Source organism: Acinetobacter sp. 129952, assembly GCF_056642055.1.
This window is the reverse complement of the sequence record NZ_JBWVSU010000003.1, coordinates 156,465-181,301: the sequence shown is the minus strand read 5'-3', so window position 1 is coordinate 181,301 and position 24,837 is coordinate 156,465. Positions and strand designations below refer to the sequence as shown.

Here is a 24,837-nt window from a genome sequence, read left to right as displayed (position 1 = left end):
ACTTAAGTCGAAGGAAAAGTGCAGACCTTATAAATAAAACGAGTCTAAACTTGAAGTTTGCGTGAAAAAAACAATTAAAGCCTTGTTGAAATAAAGTAAATAAACTTTCATGGCCTGAGGTTTGTGATTACAATTGATTACTTAAATCAGATTTCCTGCTCCATTTTTTGAATTGAAGAATTAAACCGTGACCGAAGCTCAGCAAAAACAGCCTAAACATGTCATGATGATGGCCGCAGGTACAGGTGGACATGTGTTTCCAGCGTTAGCTGTTGCCAAAGATTTACAACAAAAAGGTATACAGGTTTCATGGTTGGCCACGCCCGTAGGCATGGAAAACCGCCTGTTAAAAAACCAGAATATTCCCATTTATCAGATCGATATTCAAGGTGTGCGTGGCAATGGTTTTGTGCGTAAAGCCTTGGCGCCTTTTAAAATTATGAAAGCCACCTTAAGTGCCATGAAATTCATGAAACAGCTTCAGGTCGATGCCGTGGCAGGCTTTGGTGGTTATGTGGCAGGCCCGGGTGGTTTGGCTGCGCGTATCTTAGGTATTCCGGTGCTGATCCATGAACAGAATGCAGTTGCCGGTTTTACCAATACCCAATTGTCGCGTGTGGCAAAGACGGTGTGCCAGGCTTTTCCAAATACCTTTCCGGCCCAAGATAAAGTCGTGACTACGGGTAATCCGGTACGACAGGAAATTAGCGAAATTTTAAATCCATCCTGGCGTTATCAGGAGCGTGACAAGGCAGGATTGCCCTTACGTATTCTGATCGTTGGTGGGTCTTTGGGGGCGCAAGCCTTAAATGAACGGGTTCCGGAAGCTTTAAAGCAACTCAATGTGCGATTAAGCGTCTATCATCAGTGTGGGCAAAACCATGCCGAGGCGACCCGGGCACGTTATGAAAATGCACCGGCCAGTCTACAAGTTGAAGTACAGCCTTTTATTGAGGATATGGCCAAAGCCTATTCTGATGCCGATCTGGTGATTTGCCGTGCCGGGGCTTTGACCGTCACTGAAATTGCCACTGCCGGGGTGGCTGCGATTTTTGTGCCGCTTCCAAGCGCAGTGGATGATCACCAGACGGCCAATGCCGGTTTCCTGGCCAATATCAATGCGGCAAAGATTTGCCCGCAGGCCACGATGACCCCGGAAAGTTTAACAACATTATTAGAGCCGATGCTGAATCGCCAGCTGTTAATGGAAATGGCCGTGAAAGCACGCCGACAGGCTCAACCCGATGCGACTCAACATGTGGTCCGTTTAATTCAAGAATTGTAATCCGAGTAAACTATGTCTCCAACAACCCCAGCTGAACAAGCGAAAAAGTTAATCAAAGTGCCGGAAATGCGCCGTATCAAACACATTCATTTTGTGGGGATCGGTGGCGCAGGCATGTGTGGTATTGCGGAAGTGCTGAAAAACCAGGGCTATAAAGTTTCCGGTTCAGATATCAAGGCATCCAATACCACCGCACAGCTGGAAGCGAATGGCATTAAAGTCTATATCGGACATACTGCAAATAATATTAAGGGCGCCAACGTGATCGTGGTTTCTACCGCGATTGATAAAGAAAATCCGGAAATTAAAACCGCGATTGAAAACCGTATTCCTGTGGTTCGCCGTGCGGAAATGCTGGGTGAACTGATGCGTTACCGCCATGGTATTGCCGTTGCCGGCACGCATGGCAAGACCACCACCACTAGCCTGATCACCTGTATGCTGGCTGAAGAAAACATGGATCCAACCTATGTGATCGGTGGTTTGCTGAACCGTACCGGTATGAACGCAGCCTTGGGCGCCAGCCGTTATATCGTGGCCGAAGCCGATGAGTCAGATGCTTCTTTCCTGCACCTGGAACCGATGGCTGCCGTGGTGACCAATATTGATGCTGATCATATGGATACCTATGGCGGTAGCTTCGATGTCCTGAAAGATACTTTTATCCAGTTCCTGCAAAAACTGCCATTTTACGGCTTGGCTGTAGTCTGTGGTGATGATGCCAATATCCGTGAAATCATGCCGCGGATTGCACGTCCGTTACTGACTTATGGCTTCAATGAGGACAATGACATCCGCGCAGTAGATGTTGATCAGGATGGCATGCAAACCCACTTTACCGTATTGCGTAAAGAGCGTGAGCCATTGCGTGTAACGGTCAACCAGCCAGGTTTGCATAATGTGCTGAATGCCTTGGCCGCGATTGGTATAGCAACCGATGAAGGTGTGTCTGATGCTTCAATCTGCCGTGCACTGGAAGGTTTCAGTGGTGTGGGTCGTCGCTTTGAGGTTCAGGGTGAGTTTGCGATTGAGGGCGGTGACGTGAAACTGGTGGATGACTATGGTCATCATCCAAAAGAAGTCGAAGCGACGATTAAAGCTGCGCGTCAGAGTCATCCGGACCGTCGTCTGGTAATGATGTTCCAGCCACACCGTTATAGCCGTACCCGTGACTGTTTTGATGATTTTGTGGAAGTGCTTTCTACTGTAGACCAGTTATTGTTGCTGGATGTTTATCCTGCCGGTGAAAAACCGATTGTCGGGGCGGACAGCCGTACTTTGGCCCGCAGCATTCGCTTACGTGGTGAAGTCGAGCCGATTCTGGTTGATGCGACGGACGGCAACCTGAATCAGATCATGAGAAAAGTATTGCAAGCAAATGACTTGTTATTAACCCAAGGCGCAGGTAATGTTGGAGCAATCTCAGTCGAACTTGCACAAAATCACTTATATATAAAATAGTCATCTTGTGTGACTGAATTGAATTGACCAGATTGAAAAAAGTTTAAGGATATAAACGTGTCAAATGCTTCAAAATTCGGAAAAGTTGCCGTGTTGCTTGGTGGTAAATCTGCAGAGCGTGAGGTTTCTCTAGACAGTGGTACGGCGGTACTTGAGGCATTAGTGCGTTCAGGGGTCAATGCGGAAGCGTTTGATCCTCAGGAGCGTAGTGTCACAGAACTGGTAAATTATGATCGTGCTTTTATTGTATTGCATGGACGTGGCGGGGAAGATGGCCAGATCCAGGGCGCACTGGAATGGTTAAACGTGCCGTATACCGGTACCGGTGTACAAGGTTCTGCGATCGGCATGGACAAGGTCAAGACCAAGCAGGTCTGGCAGGGTTCGGAATTGCCGACAGCACCGTATCGCATTGTCACCAAAGACTCTGATGCGAACGACATTGTTAATGCTTTAGGCTTGCCTTTGATTATCAAGCCGGTACATGAAGGTTCCAGTATCGGCATGAGTAAGGTTGAGAAAATTGAAGATTTTGCAGAAGCAATTACCAAGGCAACTGAACATGATGCTGTGGTGATGGCAGAAAAATGGATTACCGGTCGTGAATATACCATTGTGGTTTTAAATGGTCAGGCGCTGCCGGTGATTCGTCTTGAACCGCCTCAAGATGTTGCCTTCTATGACTATGAAGCGAAATATCAGCGTAATGATGTGCAATATGGCATTCCATGTGGTTTAAGCGAAGCTGAAGAGCAACAGTTAAAAGCCTTGAGTTTGCGCGCATTCCAAGCAGTCGGTGCCAGTGGTTGGGGCCGGATTGATGCCATGCAGGATGAACAGGGCAACTTCTGGTTGCTTGAAGTCAATACCGTACCGGGCATGACCAGTCACTCACTGGTGCCAAAAGCGGCAGCTGCAGTCGGATACAGTTTTGATGAGCTGTGTGTCGCGATTCTGGAACAGACCTTGACTGGTTCGGCACACTAAATATGGCTCAACTTCCTGTTTCCATGCGCCGTAAACGTGCTGCGATTACTTCAATTCACGACAAGCCGCCGACACGCAAAGAAAAGCTGACCAATTTTGGTGGCTGGTTATTGTTGTGTATTGCGGTATTGGTGCTGGCCTTTGGAATATTGGGCTTATATAAAGTCATGACCAATAGTGACGTGGCAGAGCTGGGCGTGATAGGTACGCGCTCGGCTGCTGAACAGCGTCAGGTTATGCAATATGTGTCACCGATTGTGACCGAAAACTATTTTACTTCAGATCTGGAAGCGATCCGCGATCGTACTCTGGAATTATCCTGGGTGGATCGGGTCGTGGTGTCCCGAGCCTGGCCAAATGGCATTCGGGTGCGGGTGATGCCGCATCATGCAATTGCACGTTGGGGAACAGGGCGTTTATTGAGTGACAGTGGTGTTATTTTCACTGAAGTCATACCCAAGAATTATCAGGCATTACCGTTGCTACATGGGCCAGCGAGCCATGCAGAAACCATGATGCGTCGTTATAATGAAATTAATCAGTTATTTTTGCCACAAGGCATTCGTCTAAAAGAATTATATCTCACCGAGCGAATGACCTGGTTTATGCAGTTTGATTCGGGTTTAAGAATAATTGTGGATAAAGACCAGACTATGAGCAAATTACAACGCCTGAGCCATCTGTCTCAGAGCGATTTAAAGCCGGTCTGGTCTAAAATTTCGGCCATCGACCTGCGTTATCGCAATGGATTGTCGATACAGTGGAAAAATTCAATTCCGCCTAAAATTGTAAATGGACATTTTATTGTAACCATTGATGACACGGGCGTTGAGAATAAGGTAACAGTAAAGCCATAATGACCGGCTTTAAAAAATAGAGGCATTTAAAGCCATAAATCTAACAAACACGTAATGGTAGTAGTGAATAATGAGTGAAGCTGTTCCCTCGGTTGTGGCGATTGACATTGGGACACACAAAGTTTCAGTTTTGATTGGCAAGGTACACGCGCCAGACAATATCCAAGTGATTGGTATGGCCACCGCTCGTAACCGAGGCATGAGTAAAGGGAAAATTGTCAGTCTCGATAAAGTTATTACTGCAATTAAAAATGCCGTTCAAGAAGCAGAAGATATGGCGGAATGTCGTGTACATTCTGCCTGGGTCTCTATTCCAAGTGCCGAATTAAAAAGCTTTTATGCTTCAGGTCGCACCTCGATCGACAATAGCGAGCATGCGATTACCACCAGTGAAGTGGTGCGTGCACTGGAATTGGCTAAAGCTAGTCATTTGACTTCAGATCATTATCTGGTCAGTGCTGTGCCTCTGGGTTTTGAGCTGGACGACTCACCGGAATGGGTGTTAAACCCGATTCGGATGTCGGCACATAGCATGACCGGACACTATCATTTGATGATGCTGCCGATCAGTACCATGCAGAATATTGATCGCGCCCTGAAAGGTGCCAATATTGGTGTAGAAAAAATGGTGGTGTCGAGCTTGGCTACTGCTGAAGCCAGCCTGCTGAAAGACGAAAAAGAATATGGCGTATGCTTAGTAGATATCGGTGCCGGCACGACCAATGTTGCAGTGTATGTGGATGGTCGTTTGGCCTTAACCCATACCTTCCAACGTGGCGGTGAACATGTGACCCGTGATATTGCAGCAGTATTGCAAACCACGACCGAAGAAGCTGAACGTCTGAAATTATTGTATGGCTGTGTCGACCTGAAAGTGGTCAAGCCTGACCATATGATTCAGTTCCAGGGGATTGATGGGCCACAAACCATCAGCCGGATTGAACTGACTGAAATTATTATGGCTCGTTATGAAGAAATTCTGGGTCTGGTACGTGATGAGCTGGTGAAAAATGGTGCCATCCAGGGCTTGTATCATGGTGTGGTATTGACCGGTGATGCCAGTCATATCGAAGGGATGGTGAGTTTTGTTCGCCGTACCATGGGGGTCTCGGCGCATTTAGGTAATCCGCCGACTCAGGTGTATGCAGACGAACAACATCAGGCTGCTTTACGTCGCTCGCAATATAGTACGGTGGCTGGCTTGCTGATGTTTAGTCAGAGTGATACCCAGGACACGATTGTGGAACAGGATGATGTAGAGCGGTTGTCATTGGCTAAGCGGGTCAAAAGAGCCTTGTTTGGCTTTAATGACACCCTGAAATCAATCTTTTAAGTCGATTTTTATTGTGAATATTGTTGGGAAGATGTAGTTAATCGGGCTTGTACTTGACAAGTGAACGCATGAGCAGCATTCTTAAAAACAATTTTATTAAGATTAAGGCAGTATACGGGCTTAGTGACTGCCAATTATGAATTAGGAATTTTATAGGTCATGGCCTCATTTGAATTTTTCGAAGACGATCATAGCGATAGCAATGGTCAAGCCCGTTTCACTGTATTTGGTGTAGGTGGTGCGGGTGGTAATGCGGTACAACATATGTTGCAGTCCGATATCCAGGGCGTAAAATTTGTTTGTGCCAATACGGACAAACAGGCATTGGATCGTATGGAAGCCGAATTTAAAATTCAGCTGGGCGAGCAAAGTACCCGTGGTCTGGGTGCAGGTGCAAATCCGCAAGTCGGCCAGACCGCAGCAGAAGAAAGCCGTGAACTGATTCGCCAACAGCTTGAAGGGACCGATATGGTCTTTGTAACTGCGGGTATGGGCGGTGGTACCGGTACCGGTGCAGCGCCAGTGGTTGCTGAAATTGCGAAAGAAATGGGTATTCTGACCGTTGGTGTCGTGACCACGCCATTTAACTTTGAAGGCAAACGCCGTCTACAGTCTGCTGAAAAAGGGATTGAAGCGCTAGAGCAGCATGTAGACTCATTAATCATCATTCCAAACCAGCGTCTATTGAAAGTCTTCCGTGATATTTCAATGAAAGATGCCTATAAAAAAGCGGATGATGTATTGTTGAATGCAGTACGCAGTATTTTTGATTTGGTAGTCCGTCCTGGCCATATCAACCTTGACTTTGCTGACTTAAAAACAGCCATGAGCACTCGTGGTTATGCCATGATGGGTGTCGGTCTGGGTCGTGGTGAGAACCGTGCACGTCAGGCTGCTGAGCAGGCAATCCGTAGTCCATTACTCGACAACGTGACTATCATGAATGCCAAAGGCATTCTGATCAACGTGACTGGTGGCGATGACGTGACTTTCGGTGAAATTGAAGAAATTACTGATGTCGTGAACCAGATTGTCGATTTAGATGAGGGTCAAGTGTTCTACGGTACCGTTTTTGATCCGGATGCGCGTGATGAAATCAGCGTGACTGTGATTGCAACAGGTCTCACCCGTCATGCAGCGGATTCAGTTGAACCGACCAAACGTACTAATGTACAGGCAACTCGTCCAGCAGCAGCTGCACAGGCTGTGGTGGAAGATGATGATGTACCGGCAATTCAGCGTCAGCAGCATGAAACAGGTGCAGCAGCGAATCCAGCGGCGGCTTCAGTTTCTAGCCCGCGCCCAACGCCAATGAGCATTCAGGATTATCTTAAGAATCAACAGCGTAAATAACATGTAACATCATGTGTTTAGCTAGATTAGACAGGAAAGGTGGCTTTTAAGCCACCTTTTTGTTTTTTATCAATAGCCAAATATGCTAACGTATAGCGGTTTTATAGATGAACAGATGATAAAAGCATGTTGAAACAACGTACCCTGAAACGTGTCGTGAAAGCGAGCGGAATCGGTCTTCACAGTGGGCAAAAAGTCATGATTAACTTTGTGCCGCACCATGCCGATGGGGGAATTGTGTTTCGTCGTATTGACCTGAATCCGCCAGTCGACATTCCTGCCGATGCCATGCTGATTCAAGAAGCCTTCATGTGCTCGAACCTGGTTCAGGAAAATGCCAAAGTAGGCACCATTGAACATGTCATGAGTGCGATTGCTGGTCTAGGCATTGATAACCTGATTATTGAAGTGTCGGCCTCTGAAGTCCCGATTATGGATGGCAGTGCAGGTCCGTTTATTTACCTGCTCATGCAGGGCGGTTTGCAAGAGCTGGATGCCGCTAAAAAATTCGTCAAGATTATTAAACCGGTTGAAGCACTCATTGATGACAAACGTGCCATTTTTAGCCCACATGAGGGCTTTCAGCTGAATTTCACCATCGATTTTGATCATCCTGCCTTTAAAAAAGAACATCAGTCCGCCAGTATCGATTTTTCTACTGAAACCTTCGTTTATGAAGTCAGTGAAGCGCGTACCTTTGGGTTTATGAAAGATCTGGATTATCTCAAAGCCAATAATCTGGCGCTGGGTGCCAGCCTGGAAAATGCCATTGGTGTAGATGAAACCGGGGTCGTTAATGAAGAAGGTTTACGTTTCTCGGACGAATTTGTACGTCATAAAATTCTGGATGCCGTGGGTGATTTATACCTGCTCGGGCATCAGATTATTGCCAAATTTGATGGTTATAAATCTGGACATGCCTTGAATAATCAACTTTTACGCAATGTGAAAAGTGATCCAAGCTGCTATGAAATTGTAACATTTGATGACGAAGCCAATTGTCCAATCATGTATGTGAATGTGACATAAGTCATTGTGTTTGTGTCTTTATGTTTTTGTTATTGCTTTAATACTGTGATACACATCACATAATGTTTGCTTTTTAATTTATTACATTTGATTGCTATGTTACTTTTTATTGCTTGCCAAACGTAGTAAAGCTTGGCTAAGCTTAGGGTCGCTTATAAAGTCAGCAGCACTACGAAGTAATTCCTGTGTTTCTGCATTTAAGGCTCTTTCAGGTGTTGCTGAAACAGGTGATGTTTGCGAAGGATTCCGCAAGCAAACTTGAAGTTTAGTGAGATCTGTTAATTCATTTATTTGAGAGAGTTGTGAAATGTATTGCTTTTGAAGATAGGCCAATTGACTGATCATGGCCTGGTTTTCACCGGTAATCGTTAACACACCATTTTGATAGCAGACAACTTGCCAGCGTTCCGGTTGGGGCAATAGCGGTTGTACGAGTTTCGTAAGTTTCTGCCAGGCAGCGACTTGTGATGAGAGAAACGAAAAGTTTCCTGTTTTTATCTGTTTTCTTGTTTGTTGAAAAACGTTGACAGGTTCCGACATACATGATTCCTACATATTTATGTCTTAATCTTATGCGCTTCTTTTAGTGGATATCAAGGATAGAGATCTTCAAGGAACTCGATTAAAGCAGTTTAGAGAGGTTTTTTATGCATATGCGACGTATTTTGTTGGCATTTTCTTTATCAGTTTCAGCGGCTTCGGTTGCGTTCGCAGATTTAGTCAATCTAAATCAAGAAAATGGTTCAACAGATCGTATCGAGCAATTGACGCGTACTCTGGCACAGGGTGCATATACTCATCCAGATGATATCGATATTCCAGCACAGACTAAATTGAATGTTCAACTTCGTGAGAAACCAGTTGAACTGAACAATCGAACGCTTGCTCAGAAGTATGCCAATACTTCATCCAATAAAGCGGCAGCAAACAGTGCTTATTCTTGGCTAATTTCTCATCCTTTACCTAATTCTCGCGTAAGTTCAAATTACGGTGGCCGTACCATGAGTGGCCGTGCTGAAAATCATTCAGGCCTTGATCTTGCAGCGCCAAGTGGTACACCAATCTATGCAACAGGTCCAGGAATTGTGACCAAATCAGGTTGGGGCACAGGTTATGGTCAATACGTTGAAATCAATCATGGCAATGGCTATTTAACGCGCTATGCCCATGCTTCACGTCTTATTGCACGTGTGGGAGAGCAGGTGCAAGCAGGTGATCATATTGCCAACGTTGGCTGTACTGGTCGCTGTACCGGTCCACACTTACATTATGAAGTAGTAAAAGACGGTCAACGTAAAAACCCATCTACTTATTTGGCCATGTTACCTTAAGTATAGACCTGAATAACAAGAAGCATCTCTATACATAAAAACCTCCAATAAGCATTTTAAAGCGTTTAAACTGCAGGCTCTTCAAGTCAACTTGAAGGGCTTTTTGTTTTATCACTTTTAAGTCTCATATTATCACCAACTATTATAATGATTGTATAATAAATCGCCTTTATTGACTATTTTTTGTTATGTAGTGTAATTATACGTCACCCATCATTTAGTTCCTAAATAGTACTGCTAAATCGCATTCAGCTAAGGCCATACCTGCAGAGGTCTTAAATATGGTACATATAAGACATTAGATTAGGCTTTTAGGAACTGTAGATTATGGCGTTTTATGGCGATACAGACGCGCAAGAAACCCAAGAATGGCAAGATGCATTTGACTCTGTTTTGCAGCACATGGGCACTGAGCGTGCAGCATTTTTGTTAGAAAAACTTTATCAACGCGCAATTGCAAAGCATGTTCCTATTCAGCGTTTAAATACTCCCTACTTAAATACGATTTCTGTTGAAGAACAGCCTGCAATGCCAGGCGACCAGGACATGGAGCGCCGTATTCGCGCGCTGATCCGCTGGAATGCCTTGGCAATGGTATTACGCGCGAATAAAACCGGTGACGATCTCGGTGGTCACCTAGCGAGTTTTGCTTCTTCCGCAACCCTTTATGATGTGGGCTTTAACCACTTCTTCCGTGCCAACAGCGACAGCTTTGGCGGCGACATGATCTATTATCAAGGTCACTGTGCACCGGGTATTTACGCGCGTTCATTTTTAGAAGGCCGTTTGACTGAAGAGCATCTGAATAATTTCCGTCGTGAAGTAGGCGGTAAAGGTCTGCCATCTTATCCGCATCCTTATTTGATGCCGGACTACTGGCAGTTCCCGACCGTATCGATGGGTCTGGGTCCAATCATGTCGATTTATCAGGCACATATCCAAAAGTACCTGATGAACCGTGGCCTGATTAAAGAAGAAGATCGTAAGGTTTGGGCTTATCTGGGTGATGGTGAGATGGACGAGCCGGAAAGCTTGGGTGCAATTTCTCTGGCAGGTCGCGAAAAGCTCGACAACCTGATTTGGGTAGTGAACTGTAACTTGCAACGTCTGGATGGTCCGGTACGTGGTAATGGCAAGATCATTCAGGAACTTGAGTCATTATTCCGCGGCGCAGGCTGGCGTGTGATTAAAGTTGTGTGGGGCCGTCATTGGGATCCACTACTGGATAAAGATAAATCCGGTGCACTGAAAGCAGTGATGGAAGAAGCAGTCGATGGCGATTTCCAGCGTTACCAGGTAAAAGGTGGTGCTTACGCGCGTGAAAAGTTCTTCGGCAAATATCCAGAAGCAGCTGAGTTGGTTAAAGACTTAAGCGACGAAGATATTGATAATTTGAACCGCGGTGGTCACGACCCGTACAAAGTCTTTGCTGCTTATGCCGAAGCATGTACGGCCAAAGGTCAGCCGACCGTGATTCTGGCAAAAACCGTGAAAGGTTATGGTTTGTCGGAAGAAATCGAAGCAGTCAACAAAACTCACCAAATCAAGAAGATGCAAATCAATTCTTTGAAATACGTGCGTGACCGTTTCAATCTTCCTTTCACTGATGAACAGCTTGAAGAAGTACCGTTCTACCGTCCAAGCGAAAATTCCCCTGAATTGAAATATATGAAGGCGCGTCGTGAGGCGCTAGGTGGCTACCTGCCTGCACGTCGTAAGGAAAGCGAACAGCTGGCGATTCCTGGACTTTCAGTATTTGATTCGGTCTTGGCCGGTTCAAATGGTAAAGAACAATCCACCACAATGGTGATGGTGCGTTTAATCTCTGTACTTCTTAAAGAGAAAGCGATTAAAGACCGCGTTGTTCCAATTGTTCCAGATGAAGCCCGTACTTTCGGTCTGGAAGGTATGTTCCGTCAGCTCGGTATTTATGCCGCGCATGGCCAGAAATATACTCCGGAAGACCAAGAACAGCTGATGCATTACCGTGAAGCCAAAGACGGTCACATGTTGCAGGAAGGGATTAACGAAGCCGGTGCGATGAGTGCATGGGCAGCGTTGGCGACCAGTTATTCAACCAATAACCTGCCAATGATTCCGATGTACATGTACTACTCGATGTTTGGTTTCCAGCGTATTGGTGATATTGCCTGGGCAGCCGGCGATGCACAGGCACAAGGCTTCTTGCTGGGTGCAACTGCGGGTCGTACGACACTGAACGGTGAAGGCTTACAGCATCAGGATGGTCACTCACACATCTTGGCCAATACCATTCCAAACTGTGTCTCTTATGACCCATGTTTCGGTTATGAATTGGCAGTGATCGTGCATGACGGTTTACAGCGTATGTATGTGAACCAGGAACGTGTGTTCTATTACCTGACTGTGATGAACGAAAACTACGAGCATCCGGAAATGCCAAAAGGTGTTGAAGAAGGTATCAAGCGCGGTATGTACCTGCTTGAAGAAGACGAGAAAGCCACCGTTCAGTTACTGGGTTCAGGTGTGATTCTGCGTGAAGTGATCAAGGCGGCGAAGATTCTTCGTGAGGAATATCAAATTCATTCAAATGTCTACAGCGTAACCAGCTTCAATGAACTGGCACGTGACGGCATGGCATGTGAAGAATACAACCGCTTGCATCCGCTGGCTGAAGACGTGAAAGAAGCATGGGTATCGAAACAGCTCCGCGGTACTGAAGGTATTGTGGTGTCTGCAACCGATCATATGCGTGCTTATAGCGAACAGATCCGTGCTTATCTTCCAGATGGTCGTCCATTCGTAGCGCTGGGTACTGACGGTTATGGTCGTTCAGATACACGTGCCAACTTGCGTAGTTACTTTGGTGTTGATGCTGCCCATATTGTGGTGGCAACTTTGAAAAAACTGGCAGATGAAGGTGAAGTTGATGCGCGCCTGGTAAAAGATGCGATTTCGACTTTCGAGCTTGATACAGATCGTCCAGTAGCTTGGGCACCGCAAGAAACCCCATCTGTACATGCTGTTGCTGACTACAAAGAGGAGAACTAAGCATGCAAATTACGACTCCTGATATTGGTGTAGATAAGGCAACAGTGGCCGAAATTCTGGTCAAAGTCGGTGATACGATTGCGATTGATGACAGCATTGTGTTACTTGAATCTGATAAAGCCTCTGTTGAAGTGCCTAGCACTTCAGCAGGCGTGGTAAAAAGCATTCTGGTCAGCCAGGGTGATGAAGTCACTGAAGGCGCGGTACTGATTGAGCTACAGGCTGAAGACGGCAGCACGGATGTAGTAGAGTCACAGCGAGCAGATGCATCTGAAAAAACTTCAGAAAATACCCCAACCTCATTGCCGGATCAGGAAATCATGCAGGAAATCGCTTCACATCAGCCTAAAGCTTCTGCTGCTCCTGAGGCTCAAGCAAGCTCACAAGTGGTTGATGTTCAAATCCCTGATATTGGTGTAGAAAAAGCCACTGTCGGTGAAATTCTGGTTTCTGTCGGTGATGAAATCGAGGTAGATCAAAGTATCGTAGTGGTGGAATCAGACAAGGCGACTGTTGAAGTGCCAAGTACGGTTTCAGGCACGGTAGAGTCCATCGAGATTAAAGAAGGCGACACGATCAAAGAAGGTGTGGTCATTCTGAAAGTGAAAACGGCTGTTTCGGCAGCACAAGTACAGACAGAAGCACCTCAAGCACCAGTTGCTCAAGCGGCAACCCAAGAGAAAGCAGTTGAAGCGCCACAAACGCCAGCAGCACCTGCAGGTGATGTTGAAGTGAAGGTGCCTGATCTAGGTGTAGACAAGGCGGCTGTGGCTGAAATTCTGGTTCAGGTCGGTGATACGGTTGAAAAAGACCAGAGCATCATCGTGGTGGAATCAGATAAAGCGACTGTTGAAGTGCCAAGCACTACAGCCGGCGTGATTAAAGCCATTCATGTGGAACTGGGTCAAAATGTCTCTCAAGGCATTGCACTGGTGACAATTGAAGCTGAAGCGCAAGCAGCTGCTGCACCTGTTGCAGCCAAAGCAGAAGCGCCGAAAGCGCCTGCTGCAAAAGCAGCACCGGCACCTGCTGCATCTTCTACTCAAACAGTCGCGGCGTCGGATAATGCCGATAAGCTGACCAAAGAGCAGAATGTCGCTAACTCGAAAGTCTATGCTGGTCCTGCTGTGCGTAAACTGGCACGTGAACTGGGCGTTGTGCTGGCAGACGTCAAAGCATCTGGCCCACACGCGCGCGTCATGAAAGAAGATCTGAAAGCGTATGTCAAAACGCGTCTTACTACGCCACAGGCGGCTCCTGTAGCCGCTGCTGCTCAAGTCGCAGGTCTGCCAAAACTGCCAGACTTTAGCGCTTTTGGTGGTGTGGAAGAGAAAGCCTTAACGCGTTTGCAACAAGTATCTATTCCACAATTGTCGCTGAATAATTTCATTCCGCAAGTGACCCAGTTTGATGCAGCAGATATTACGGAACTGGAAGCATGGCGTAATGAACTGAAAGGCAATTTCAAGAAAGAAGGCCTGAGCCTGACCATTATGGCGTTCATCATCAAAGCAGTTGCGCACTTGTTAAAAGAAGAGCGTGAGTTTGCTGGTCACTTGGCCGATGATGGTAAGTCAGTCTTGCTACGTAACGAGATCCATATGGGTATCGCGGTCGCAACGCCAGATGGTTTGACCGTGCCTGTGCTGCGTCATCCCGATCAGAAGTCCATTAAACAGATTGCCACTGAGCTGGGAACCCTGGGTCAAAAAGCGCGTGACAAGAAATTGTCACCGAAAGACCTGCAAGGTGCGAACTTTACCATCACCAGCCTGGGCTCAATTGGTGGTACAGCATTTACGCCATTGGTGAACTGGCCGCAAGTGGCGATTCTGGGTATTTCTCCTGCCACCATGCAACCAGTATGGAATGGTGAAGGCTTTGATCCACGCTTGATGCTGCCGCTTTCATTGTCCTACGATCACCGTGTGATCAATGGTGCAGATGCTGCTCGTTTCACCAACAAGCTGACCAAGCTGCTCAAAGATATCCGTACTTTATTGATCTAAAAAATCATGTATATGCCCTTTATTCTCTCTCTGGGAGAAATATAAAGAGGGTGTAAAGAGAAAACCCTGCTTCGGCAGGGTTTTTTGCTGCTGCATTGAAAAATAATCTATTTGATTCTATACTTGGCGCACTTCATTGGGGAGTAGCCGCCTTTTGCGCAAAGCAGAAGGGTGATGGTCAACATATTTGCTCAACCGAGCATGGTCATCATAGCAAAGAACCAAGTCAGCTTTTCCAAGCTTTCTTTTGTTGGCAAGACCTTTGATTTACCACTCTGCAGATTTTGGCTAGCAGGAGCGGTGAGTCATTGGTATTGGATGCTAGCCAGAGAAAAACCTCATGTATGAATTCCTACTGTCGACTGCAATCGTAGCGCTGGCTGAAATGGGTGATAAGACCCAACTGCTGGCATTGCTGCTTGCCGCACGTTTTCGCAAACCTGTTCCTATTTTAGTTGCCATTTTATTGGCGACGCTGATTAACCACGGCCTTTCTGCAGTATTGGGACAATGGGTGACCACGGTGATCGGGCCGGAGGTGCTACTGTGGATCGTCTCGATTGGCTTTATCGCAATGGCTGTCTGGATGCTGATTCCGGATGAACTCGGGGATGAAAATGCCAGTATCAATAAATGGCAAAAATTCGGGGTATTTGGTGCGACCTTTATTCTGTTCTTTCTGGCAGAAATTGGTGACAAAACTCAGATTGCTACGGTCGCATTAGCAGCACGTTTCGATAGCGTATTCTGGGTGATGCTTGGGACCACTTTGGGCATGATGCTGGCCAATGCACCTGCAGTATTTTTGGGAGATAAGCTGGCGAATAGACTCCCGATCAGCCTGATTCATAAAATTGGAGCGGCGATTTTCCTGGTGATTGGTGTCGCAACACTGGCTCAACATTATTTCTTTTAAATCATAAAATAATAAATTACATGAATCCTGAGCTAAAAACTCAGGATTTTTTATGGTTAAAATTCTCTCAAAACCTTGGTAAATAGTGTGATATGGCTAGTTTTATTGATTGTAAGTTTGATTAATTCCTTATATTTTATACGGGTATAAAAACGTTATTTTTATTATAAATTGGGGAATTTACATGGCTTTTGAACGCACCACATCGCAGGTCCTGTTTGATAACGGGACACATAAGTGCATCAGTTTTACCAGTCTGGTTAAAGGTGAAGGCGTTCAGGCAAACCAGTTTCTGATCATTGATCATGAGCGCGCAGCGGTACTTGATCCGGGTGGTGATTTAACCTATGTGCCGCTGACTATGGAGCTGAATAAATATACCCGTTTGACCAATCTGGATTATGTCATGGCCTCGCACCAGGATCCGGATATCATCACCTCGATGCCGCGCTGGCTGGTCTATACGGATGCCAAAGTGGTGGCATCCAAGCTGTGGGCGCGCTTCTTGCCGCACTTAAACTCGGCCTTTATGAGTGACCGGATGAAAGGTAACTGGTTGGACCGCTTGGTAGAACTTCCTGATCACGGTCAGATCGTTCCGTTGGGTCAATCACACATTGTGGCGGTGCCGGCGCATTTCCTGCATTCGGTGGGGAATTTCCAGTTTTATGATCCGATTGCCAAAATCCTGTTTTCCGGCGATATGGGCGCATCCATGGTCGAAGATGCAGCCAAGCCACTGGAAAACTTTGCTGCGCATATTCCAAAAATGAAAAGCTTCCATCAACGCTATATGTGCAATAACAAGGTGATTCGCCTTTGGGTGAAAATGGTACGCAGCATGGAAATCGAGATGATTGTGCCGCAACATGGCACGCCATTTATCGGTAAAGAGCAGATTAATCAGTTTCTGGACTGGATTGAAACGCTGGAATGCGGTACTGACCTGATGGATGAAACGGTTTTTACCTGTCCTGAATAGTTCACACAAAAAATAATTTTTTTCTTGTGTGGAAAACCAACATTTTTTATATTTCTTCTCCAAAAAACTTTTTTTTGATAATGAGAACTTATAAGAAATGTTGTCTCAAGTTCCAAAACCGGATGCGTGTTTAAGCTGCGGGGCGTGCTGCGCCTATTTCAGGGTTTCGTTCTATTGGGCCGAAGGTATTCATATGCCTGAGCACTATACCGAACCTGTGACAGCAGTCTATTCATGTATGGCTGGAACCAATCAAAAAAATCCACGCTGTATCGCACTTGATGGCACCATCGGCCAGCAGGTCAGCTGCGGTATGTATGAGCAGCGAAGTTCATCCTGCAAAGAAGTGCAGATTGCCGATGAGCAATGCAATAAGGCTCGTGTTGCACACAATATGTTGCCCTTTGTCCAGATTGAAACTGATGAAGCCGACAATGATGACAGTTTTGAATACGTCAGCTAAATCCACCCAAAGCAGAGCTTAGGCTCTGCTTTTCACTTGATTAAAATGATCGGGGTCTATTTAAAAATAGGGAACTTCATGATCGGACGTATTATTGATACTGTTTTAGCACCCACATAGATCTGTTTGTACAAAGCTTGAATAAAAAATAATTTTGCAATTGCAATGAAATTTAAGCCGATATTTGTTTATAATAGTGCACGGAAATTACCAGTGAGACTGTTATGTTGACCATCGTTCAAGACGCGTTAACCTTCGATGATGTCCTATTACTCCCTGCCTATTCTACTGTTCTTCCAAAAGATGTCTCCCTAAAGACACGTTTAACTCGTGGCATTAACCTGAATATTCCTCTTGTGTCTGCAGCAATGGATACGGTGACTGAGTCCCGTATGGCGATTGCAATGGCGCAAAATGGCGGTATCGGTATTTTGCACAAGAACATGGATATCGCTGTTCAGGCTGCAGAAGTGCGCCGTGTGAAAAAATTCGAAGCGGGTATGGTCAAAGACCCGATTACAGTGACTCCTGAAACCACAGTACGTGAACTGATTGCGCTGACTCAAGCCAACAATATCAGTGGTGTGCCCGTTGTGAAAGACGGCAAAGTGGTGGGTATCGTGACCGGTCGTGATACACGCTTTGAAACCAATCTTGAGCAGCCAGTCAGCAATATCATGACTGGTCAGGATCGTCTGGTGACGGTTCGTGAAGGCGAATCGAAAGAAAACATTCAAGCCTTATTGCAACAGCATCGTATTGAAAAAGTACTGGTGGTCAATGATCAGCAAGAGCTGAAAGGCTTGATTACGGTAACCGATTTCCGTAAAGCTGAATTGTATCCAAACAGCTGTAAAGATGATCTGGGTCGTCTGCGTGTTGGTGCTGCTGTCGGTACCGGTGCAGAAACGCCAAGTCGCGTAGAAGCCTTGGTTGATGCAGGTGTAGATGTGATTGTAGTCGATACTGCACACGGTCATTCTGCGGGTGTGATCGAGCGTGTACGTTGGGTGAAAGCCAACTATCCACAAGTTCAGGTGATTGGCGGTAACATCGCAACAGGTGATGCTGCGCTAGCGTTGCTTGATGCGGGTGCGGATGCCGTTAAAGTTGGTATTGGTCCTGGTTCAATCTGTACCACGCGTATTGTGGCGGGTATTGGTATGCCACAGATCTCTGCAATTGATTCTGTTGCCAATGCGCTGAAAGATCAGATTCCTTTGATCGCGGATGGCGGTATTCGTTTCTCTGGTGATATGGCCAAAGCGATTGGTGCGGGTGCAAGCACGATTATGGTGGGTTCATTGATGGCCGGTACTGAAGAAGCACCAGGCGAAGTTGAATTCTTCCAGGGCCGTTACTACAAAGCTTATCGCGGTATGGGTTCATTGGGCGCGATGGCGGGTGCGACAGGTTCTGCTGACCGTTACTTCCAGGACTCCAAGGCCGGTGCCGAGAAGCTGGTTCCTGAAGGTATTGAAGGTCGTGTACCGTACAAAGGCCCAATGGGTAATATCGTACATCAGATGATGGGCGGCCTACGTTCTTCAATGGGTTATACCGGTTCTGCGACGATTGAAGACCTGCGTCAGAATGCCAAGTTTGTGAAAATCACTTCTGCCGGTATGTCTGAGTCGCATGTACATGATGTGACCATTACCAAAGAAGCACCAAACTATCGCGTAGGTTAATTTCCTGTGATTTAAAATTTTAAAAAGCCGTCATGCAAATGACGGCTTTTTTATTTTGGTGTAAAGTGTGACTCAAGGAAAAAAATGGGTGATATCAATCATCCGCTAAGAAGTGAGATAAAGATGAGTTATTTTGGTACGGATGGTATTCGTGGAAAGTTTGGCGAATTGCCGATTACCCCTGAGTTTGCCCTGAAACTGGGATTTGCGGCTGGTAAAGTTTTAAAACGTCATAGTAAAAAATCCAAACCATTGGTGGTTCTGGGTAAAGATACCCGTTTGTCTGGTTATATCCTGGAAGCTGCCTTACAGGCAGGTTTAAATGCCGCTGGCGTTTATGTTCACCTTTTAGGTCCACTACCGACACCGGCGATTGCTCACTTGACCCGTGCCTTACATGCCAGCTTGGGTATTGTCATTTCCGCTTCGCATAACCCGTATTTTGATAACGGCATTAAGTTCTTCTCTGCGGAAGGTAAAAAACTGCCAGATGCCTTGCAAGATGAAATTAATCAAGAGCTTGAGAAAGATTTTGTGATTGAAGATACAGCGAATCTGGGTAAGAGTATCCGGGTTAAAGATGCTAATGGCCGCTATATTGAATTCTGTAAATCGACTTTCCCGTATCATCTGGATCTGAATGAACTCACCATTGTAGTGGATTGTGCCAATGGCGCAGCCTATAACGTGGGGCCTGCGGTGTTCCGTGAACTGGGCGCACGGGTGATTGCGATTCACAATGAGCCGACCGGTTTGAATATTAATGAGGGCTGTGGTTCGACCCATCCGGAAAGCTTGCAACAAGCCGTGGTTCAACATCAAGCAGATTTGGGTATTGCCTTTGATGGGGATGCCGACCGTGTGATTCTCGTAGATAAAGCCGGTAATCTCATTGATGGCGACCATATTCTTTATATTCTTGCGACTCAAAGCTCGAAAAAACCGGCAGGTATCGTCGGTACCTTAATGAGCAATATGGCGCTGGAACTGGCGCTGGAAAAAGCACAAGTGCCGTTATTACGTGCCAAAGTCGGCGACCGTTATGTATTGCAAGGTCTGGAAGAAAATGGCTGGGTAATTGGCGGTGAGCCTTCTGGTCATATTCTGACTTTAGACAAGAGCACCACAGGCGACGCCATTATTGCAGCCCTGCAAGTTTTAACCGTGATGGTTGAGCAGAAAAAAGCTCTGCATGAACTTGTGGCTGACTTTAAACTGTTGCCCAATGTCTTGGTCAATGTACGTTTAAATGCCATGTTTGATCCTTATTCAGTGCCTGCACTGGCAGCTGAATTTGAAAAAGCCGAACAGCAGCTTAAAGGTCGTGGCCGTTTATTGATTCGTAAATCTGGCACAGAACCTGTCATTCGTGTGATGGTCGAAGGCGATGATCTGGCTGAAGTCACCACACTTGCAAACAGCCTGGCAGATGCTGTGCGTGCCAATGCCGCTTAACAGGAACATAGATGATGAGTGATCTGATCAAGGATCTGAGTGAACTACGCCTGAATTATGAAAAAGGCGAGTTACAGGAACAGCAAGTCAATCCGAATCCACATATGCAGTTCCTGCAATGGTTTAACCATGCACTGGAAGCAAAATTGCATGAACCCTATGCCATGTCTTTGGCAACAGCCAATGCACAAGGTCGTCCGCACGTGCGTACGGTATTGCTACGTGGAGCGACTGAAGCGGGTTATGACTTTTATACCAACTATGATAGTCAAAAAGGTCTGGATCTGGCTGAAAATCCTTATGCCGAACTGTTGTTCTATTGGCAGGATCAGGAGCGCCAGATTCGTATTTCAGGTCGTGTAAAGAAAATATCGGAAGAAGAATCGACCGATTATTATCATAAACGTCCACGAGAAAGCCAGATTGCTGCACATATCAGTACCCCGCAAAGTGGCGTCGTGGCCAGTCGTGAGGAATTGCAGCAACGTTTTTGGGATTTGCATACCCAGGTCGCGAATCAGCAACAGTTGGACAAGCCGGTATTCTGGGGCGGTTATCGTCTAGAACCCGATTATTATGAATTCTGGCAGGGTCGTCCCAACCGTTTGCATGACCGTTTAAGTTATCGCAAAACCGATGCCGGCTGGACTTTAGAGCGCTTAATGCCATAACCATGCAAAAACTGGAAATCAAACAACGTCCATTGCTGACACGCCCTGAAAATTTACCGGGCGTCCCTGCATTTGTGGCCGAGATTCTGGCTCGTCGTGGGGTGGAATCCGAGCAGGAACTTGAGCTCAAGCTGAAGCATTTGCTGGCACCGACCATGAAAGGCTTGCCTGAAGCCATTCAATTGATGGATCAGGCGATTGATCATGGCCAGAAAATCGTGATTGTCGGCGATTATGATGCCGATGGCGCGACCAGTACTGCACTCATGGTGCTGGCACTGCGCGATATGGGCGCCAATGTTGAATATCTGGTACCAGACCGTTTTAAATATGGGTATGGATTGACGCCCGCAATTGCAGATCTGGCCTTTGTCAATTTCACGCCTGATTTACTGCTTACCGTGGACAATGGCATTTCCAGCCATGACGGAGTCAAACAGGCACAAGATCATGGCATGCAGGTGATCATTACCGATCATCATCTAACGACCAAGCCGACACCAAAAGCCGAAGCGGTGGTTAATCCGAATCAGCTCGGTTGCGATTTCCCGAGCAAGGCCTTGGCCGGGGTGGGGGTGGCATTTTATGTGCTGGCCAATCTGTCGACCCATCGCAAGAAACTGGGGAAATCCTCTACGGTAATTACCAATTATCTTGATCTGGTGGCACTCGGTACTTATGCCGATGTCGCGAGTCTGGACTATAACAACCGGATTCTGGTCGATGCAGGGTTGAAACGGATCCAGCAAGGGTTATGCCGAGCAGGAATCAGTGCGCTACTTGATATTGCAAAGCGTGACCCTGCTGGTCTGAAAGCTCAAGATTTGGGCTTTGTTTTAGGCCCACGGATTAACGCGGCTGGACGCATGGAAACCATGGATATCGGGATCGAATGTTTGCTGGCTCCTGATCTGACAACTGCTTATCCACTGGCTGAACAGCTGAATCAGCTCAATGTCGAACGCCGTCAGGTGGAAGGTAAAATCAAGCAGGAAGCCTTGCTTGAGCTGGATAAAATCCAGTGGGATGCCACTGAACTACCTGCTGCGTTGATCATGTTTGAACCGCATTGGCATCAGGGAGTGATCGGGATTGTAGCAGGGCGTTTAAAAGAGCAGTTCCATCGTCCGAGTATTGTTTTTGCCGCGGATCAGGATGGGATTCATATCAAAGGTTCGGCGCGTTCGATTGAAGGTATTCATATTCGTGATGCGATTGAACAGGTGGCAGAGCAATATCCTCATTTAGTCAGTCATTTTGGTGGCCATGCAGCAGCAGCCGGTTTAACCCTGAAAAAAGAAAATTTCGCCGAGTTTAAGCAGGTCTTTGAAGTACTGATTGGTGCGATGGATGAGGATTTATTCACTGCGACTTTATGGACGGATGGAGAGCTGCCAGCTTCTGCTTTTCACATTGAAACAGTCGATTTATTACAGAATTTAAGTCCATGGGGGCAAAAATTCCCCCAACCGATTTTTGATGGTGTGTTCAAAATCATGGACTATCGCTGGCTTAAAGATGTGCATCTTAAGTTACGTGTGGCGTTGGAGAATGGGCAGGTCGTGGATGCGATCGCTTTCAATGCAGCGGATAAATATGACTTTGACCCGATGAAAGATACACGATTGGTCTATGAGCTGGATAAAAATGTATTTAATGGCAATATCAGCTTGCAAATGCGGATTATCCATTTAGAACAATAGGCCATAAAAAACCGCTCGAGTGAGCGGTTTTTTTTGCTTTTAATCGGAGAGATTAGAAGCGGAAAGTACCGTTAATACCGAAAGAGTCAGCACCGTCAGTAGTTGTATAGTTCACGCCAGCTGCAATTGCAGGTGTAAAGAATTTTTGTGCGCGTAAACCAAATACTGTATCTGAATCATCTTCTGTAGAATCCGCGATTGATACACCCACACTTAAAGTTGGATCGATATAAAGATCAGCGCCTAAACGATAAGTTGTTTCATCACCGAAATAAGTTAAACCTTCAAAATTGGCAAAATGATTACCAATCTGAGTCACATATTTTGCACGTAAAGATAGTGCAGTATCATCACCTACAGTAACAGCATTTAAGAGGTTAGGGACAAAACCATAATTTGCTACCTGAACTGGATCAACGCTTTCATTAGCTGCACCAGCTGCTAATAGTAGGCCATTAACTGGTAAGTAACCAACTTCAAAAGCATAGCCAGTATTGTCTTCACCAGCAAAGTCAACCTGGTTAATAGTGCCGCTTACATAAAATTGAGTATTTGGAATATAAAACTCGCCACTTACACCAAATACATCAATATCCTCATCGCCATCACCGCTTGCATTTGCATAACCTAAGCCAATATTGCTTGCTTTATTTAGGAAAGCCGCTTCTGCAAGTGGAGAGTTCTTAACTTGAACAGTGTTTAAGTAATATTTTCCATTGATGAAAAATGTATCTAGATCCCCAACATTATCAATATCTGTATTTTCATACCCGACATTAAGTTCAGCTTGGTAAGCATGTGCAGTTCCCAGGCCAGCAAGAAGCGCTGTAGCAAGAGCAAGTTTCTTAAGCATTTAGATTTCTCTCTTTGTTATAAAAATATGACTGTTTGATGAACAGTTGTAACAAATTGTACAGTTTATATTCGCCCCGTCAATGTGCAAAAAATACCTAAATGCTTGTTAAGAGTGCAATAAAAAAACCCATCCGAGGATGGGTTTCTATGCATGACTAATTTTTGGTTTTAGATTAGAAGCGGTACTTCGCTGCTACACCAAAGGTATTGTAGTCATTGTTAAACTGTTCGCCAAAGCCGACACGGCCTTCTAAGCTCACTTGCTGGTTAATGAACTTACGTGCATTGATACCAAATTCGCTCTTGTCGGTAATATCATTATTGTGATAATCAGCACCGACACTCAAGGTTTTGTCGATGAAATAATCTGCTGCCAGATTGTATTCATCTAAATCACCAAATGCTGCACCTGCTTCCAGGTTGATGTCTTTACCGTTGCTTAATGTCGTTACATATTTAGCACGCAATGTTGGATCTACGCCATCATCATTGTCGTTATCCCAACCTTTCACACCCGCCGCAATCAATAGACCTGGCGCTGGCAGATAACCGACTTCAGCTGCATAGGTGGTTAAATCATTTTCTAGATCATCATTGTCTTGCAGATCATGGCCATTGACGTTACCGCTTAAGTAGAAGTCAGAATTCGGTACGAAGTACTCTGCACCTACGCCATAACGATGCGCTTCAGAATCACCAATTTCATTATATTGATATTGCGCACTCACGTTGCTAGCACGATCAAGGAATGCTGCTTCTGCTAATGGTGCATTACGTGTTTGAACTGGATTGAAGTAATATGTACCATCAACGCCGAAAGAACCGCTAGTTCCACCGTTGTCAGGATCAACCACTCCTGCTGATGCACCAATTTCTGCTTGGTAAGCATGTGCTGCTGTACCAGTCATTGCTATTGCTGAAAGTAGTGCCGAAGCAATCGCTAATTTTTTCATGGTTACTACCCCTCAAATCGTGAGTTAAAAACATTACACTTTTTGTTACAACTTTCAGTCTAGAGCAATTCCAAAGATCGTCAATCAAAGGAAAGTTACAGTAATGTGAATAGCGTAATCTTGTGTAATTTTTGCTGAACAAGTGACTGAATAATAAAATTAAATTTATAATGTAGTGTTTTATTAAAAGTGTGTAGATATTGTGGAATCTATTGAATTCGCTGATTTTTTATACAGACCAATAAGAAATCCTAAATTATAAAATCAATTGCAAAATTATATTTCGGTCATAAAACGGGGCTAAAAAGCCGATAAAAATTTCGGATAAAAAGACGCAAAAGAGTCTATGAGATGTTGAAAATTGGATGAGGGAAATACAGGTCTAAATGCTCAAGACATTCGAGCCTTAGACTGAATGAATCGTTAAAATAGCGGAAATAGACTGTGCTATAATATCGGGCTAAGAATTTTGT

At 45.6% G+C, this 24,837-nt stretch carries 20 protein-coding genes and 1 riboswitch; of the genes, 17 read left to right on the top strand and 3 right to left on the bottom strand.

The window, feature by feature from the left end; genetic code table 11:
- The first annotated feature begins 187 nt into the window (after positions 1–187).
- The 7 genes from murG (at position 188) to lpxC (ending at position 8,305) form a co-directional block, all read left to right on the top strand.
- Complete coding sequence (murG, locus tag AC1IR0_RS05140; RefSeq protein ID WP_004647235.1) at positions 188–1,285, top strand: undecaprenyldiphospho-muramoylpentapeptide beta-N-acetylglucosaminyltransferase; 1,098 nt, start codon at positions 188–190, stop codon at positions 1,283–1,285.
- A 12-nt stretch (positions 1,286–1,297) separates the two neighbouring features.
- Positions 1,298–2,746 (top strand): UDP-N-acetylmuramate--L-alanine ligase, encoded by a 1,449-nt coding sequence (gene murC / locus AC1IR0_RS05135; protein ID WP_004647236.1) that lies wholly within the window; start codon positions 1,298–1,300, stop codon positions 2,744–2,746.
- Between the two features lie 57 nt (positions 2,747–2,803).
- Positions 2,804–3,733: a D-alanine--D-alanine ligase gene (locus AC1IR0_RS05130; RefSeq protein WP_004647237.1), complete on the top strand. Its 930-nt coding sequence runs from the start codon at positions 2,804–2,806 to the stop codon at positions 3,731–3,733.
- 2 nt (positions 3,734–3,735) lie between these two features.
- Positions 3,736–4,590, top strand: coding sequence for a cell division protein FtsQ/DivIB (locus AC1IR0_RS05125; RefSeq protein WP_004647238.1), 855 nt, complete (start codon positions 3,736–3,738; stop codon positions 4,588–4,590).
- A 70-nt stretch (positions 4,591–4,660) separates the two neighbouring features.
- Positions 4,661–5,923 carry a cell division protein FtsA gene (gene ftsA, locus AC1IR0_RS05120; RefSeq protein WP_004647239.1) on the top strand — a complete coding sequence of 421 codons (1,263 nt, stop codon included), beginning with the start codon at positions 4,661–4,663 and terminating at the stop codon, positions 5,921–5,923.
- 159 nt (positions 5,924–6,082) lie between these two features.
- Entirely contained in the window at positions 6,083–7,276 is a 1,194-nt protein-coding gene (gene ftsZ / locus AC1IR0_RS05115) for a cell division protein FtsZ (protein ID WP_004647240.1), read from the top strand.
- A gap of 126 nt (positions 7,277–7,402) precedes the next feature.
- The gene (lpxC, locus tag AC1IR0_RS05110) at positions 7,403–8,305 is read left to right on the top strand and encodes a UDP-3-O-acyl-N-acetylglucosamine deacetylase (RefSeq protein WP_004647241.1); all 903 of its coding nucleotides are present in this window, start codon (positions 7,403–7,405) and stop codon (positions 8,303–8,305) included.
- Between the two features lie 99 nt (positions 8,306–8,404).
- On the opposite strand, the gene AC1IR0_RS05105 is transcribed toward lpxC, so the two are convergent.
- Positions 8,405–8,845 carry a DciA family protein gene (locus AC1IR0_RS05105; RefSeq protein WP_004647242.1) on the bottom strand — a complete coding sequence of 147 codons (441 nt, stop codon included), beginning with the start codon at positions 8,843–8,845 and terminating at the stop codon, positions 8,405–8,407.
- 107 nt (positions 8,846–8,952) lie between these two features.
- Between AC1IR0_RS05105 and AC1IR0_RS05100 the strand changes: the two genes are divergently transcribed.
- From AC1IR0_RS05100 to recJ, 10 genes are all read left to right on the top strand, one after another.
- A complete protein-coding gene (locus tag AC1IR0_RS05100; RefSeq protein WP_004281322.1) occupies positions 8,953–9,636 on the top strand; it encodes a M23 family metallopeptidase in 684 nt (227 codons plus the stop codon).
- A 327-nt stretch (positions 9,637–9,963) separates the two neighbouring features.
- On the top strand, positions 9,964–12,666 hold the full coding sequence (aceE, locus tag AC1IR0_RS05095; RefSeq protein ID WP_409651492.1) for a pyruvate dehydrogenase (acetyl-transferring), homodimeric type: 2,703 nt from the start codon (positions 9,964–9,966) through the stop codon (positions 12,664–12,666).
- Positions 12,667–12,668: 2 nt separating this feature from the next.
- Complete coding sequence (locus AC1IR0_RS05090; protein WP_409665648.1) at positions 12,669–14,675, top strand: 2-oxo acid dehydrogenase subunit E2; 2,007 nt, start codon at positions 12,669–12,671, stop codon at positions 14,673–14,675.
- Between the two features lie 126 nt (positions 14,676–14,801).
- Positions 14,802–14,943, top strand: a riboswitch (yybP-ykoY riboswitch).
- 72 nt (positions 14,944–15,015) lie between these two features.
- Complete coding sequence (locus tag AC1IR0_RS05085) at positions 15,016–15,591, top strand: TMEM165/GDT1 family protein (protein ID WP_004729168.1); 576 nt, start codon at positions 15,016–15,018, stop codon at positions 15,589–15,591.
- Between the two features lie 184 nt (positions 15,592–15,775).
- Positions 15,776–16,573 carry an oxygen-binding di-iron domain-containing protein gene (locus AC1IR0_RS05080; RefSeq protein ID WP_409651498.1) on the top strand — a complete coding sequence of 266 codons (798 nt, stop codon included), beginning with the start codon at positions 15,776–15,778 and terminating at the stop codon, positions 16,571–16,573.
- Positions 16,574–16,670: 97 nt separating this feature from the next.
- Positions 16,671–17,036 carry a YkgJ family cysteine cluster protein gene (locus AC1IR0_RS05075; RefSeq protein ID WP_114540945.1) on the top strand — a complete coding sequence of 122 codons (366 nt, stop codon included), beginning with the start codon at positions 16,671–16,673 and terminating at the stop codon, positions 17,034–17,036.
- A 224-nt stretch (positions 17,037–17,260) separates the two neighbouring features.
- Positions 17,261–18,727 carry an IMP dehydrogenase gene (guaB, locus tag AC1IR0_RS05070; protein ID WP_004281332.1) on the top strand — a complete coding sequence of 489 codons (1,467 nt, stop codon included), beginning with the start codon at positions 17,261–17,263 and terminating at the stop codon, positions 18,725–18,727.
- A 123-nt stretch (positions 18,728–18,850) separates the two neighbouring features.
- Positions 18,851–20,182 (top strand): phosphoglucosamine mutase, encoded by a 1,332-nt coding sequence (gene glmM / locus AC1IR0_RS05065; RefSeq protein ID WP_479741221.1) that lies wholly within the window; start codon positions 18,851–18,853, stop codon positions 20,180–20,182.
- Between the two features lie 14 nt (positions 20,183–20,196).
- Positions 20,197–20,853 carry a pyridoxamine 5'-phosphate oxidase gene (pdxH, locus tag AC1IR0_RS05060; protein WP_253144872.1) on the top strand — a complete coding sequence of 219 codons (657 nt, stop codon included), beginning with the start codon at positions 20,197–20,199 and terminating at the stop codon, positions 20,851–20,853.
- 2 nt (positions 20,854–20,855) lie between these two features.
- Entirely contained in the window at positions 20,856–22,556 is a 1,701-nt protein-coding gene (gene recJ / locus AC1IR0_RS05055) for a single-stranded-DNA-specific exonuclease RecJ (RefSeq protein ID WP_479741216.1), read from the top strand.
- A 52-nt stretch (positions 22,557–22,608) separates the two neighbouring features.
- On the opposite strand, the gene AC1IR0_RS05050 is transcribed toward recJ, so the two are convergent.
- Both AC1IR0_RS05050 and AC1IR0_RS05045 read right to left on the bottom strand, forming a co-directional pair.
- Positions 22,609–23,409 (bottom strand): putative porin, encoded by an 801-nt coding sequence (locus AC1IR0_RS05050; RefSeq protein ID WP_004647251.1) that lies wholly within the window; start codon positions 23,407–23,409, stop codon positions 22,609–22,611.
- Positions 23,410–23,584: 175 nt separating this feature from the next.
- Positions 23,585–24,364, bottom strand: coding sequence for a putative porin (locus AC1IR0_RS05045; RefSeq protein WP_004647252.1), 780 nt, complete (start codon positions 24,362–24,364; stop codon positions 23,585–23,587).
- Between the last annotated feature and the right edge of the window lie 473 nt (positions 24,365–24,837).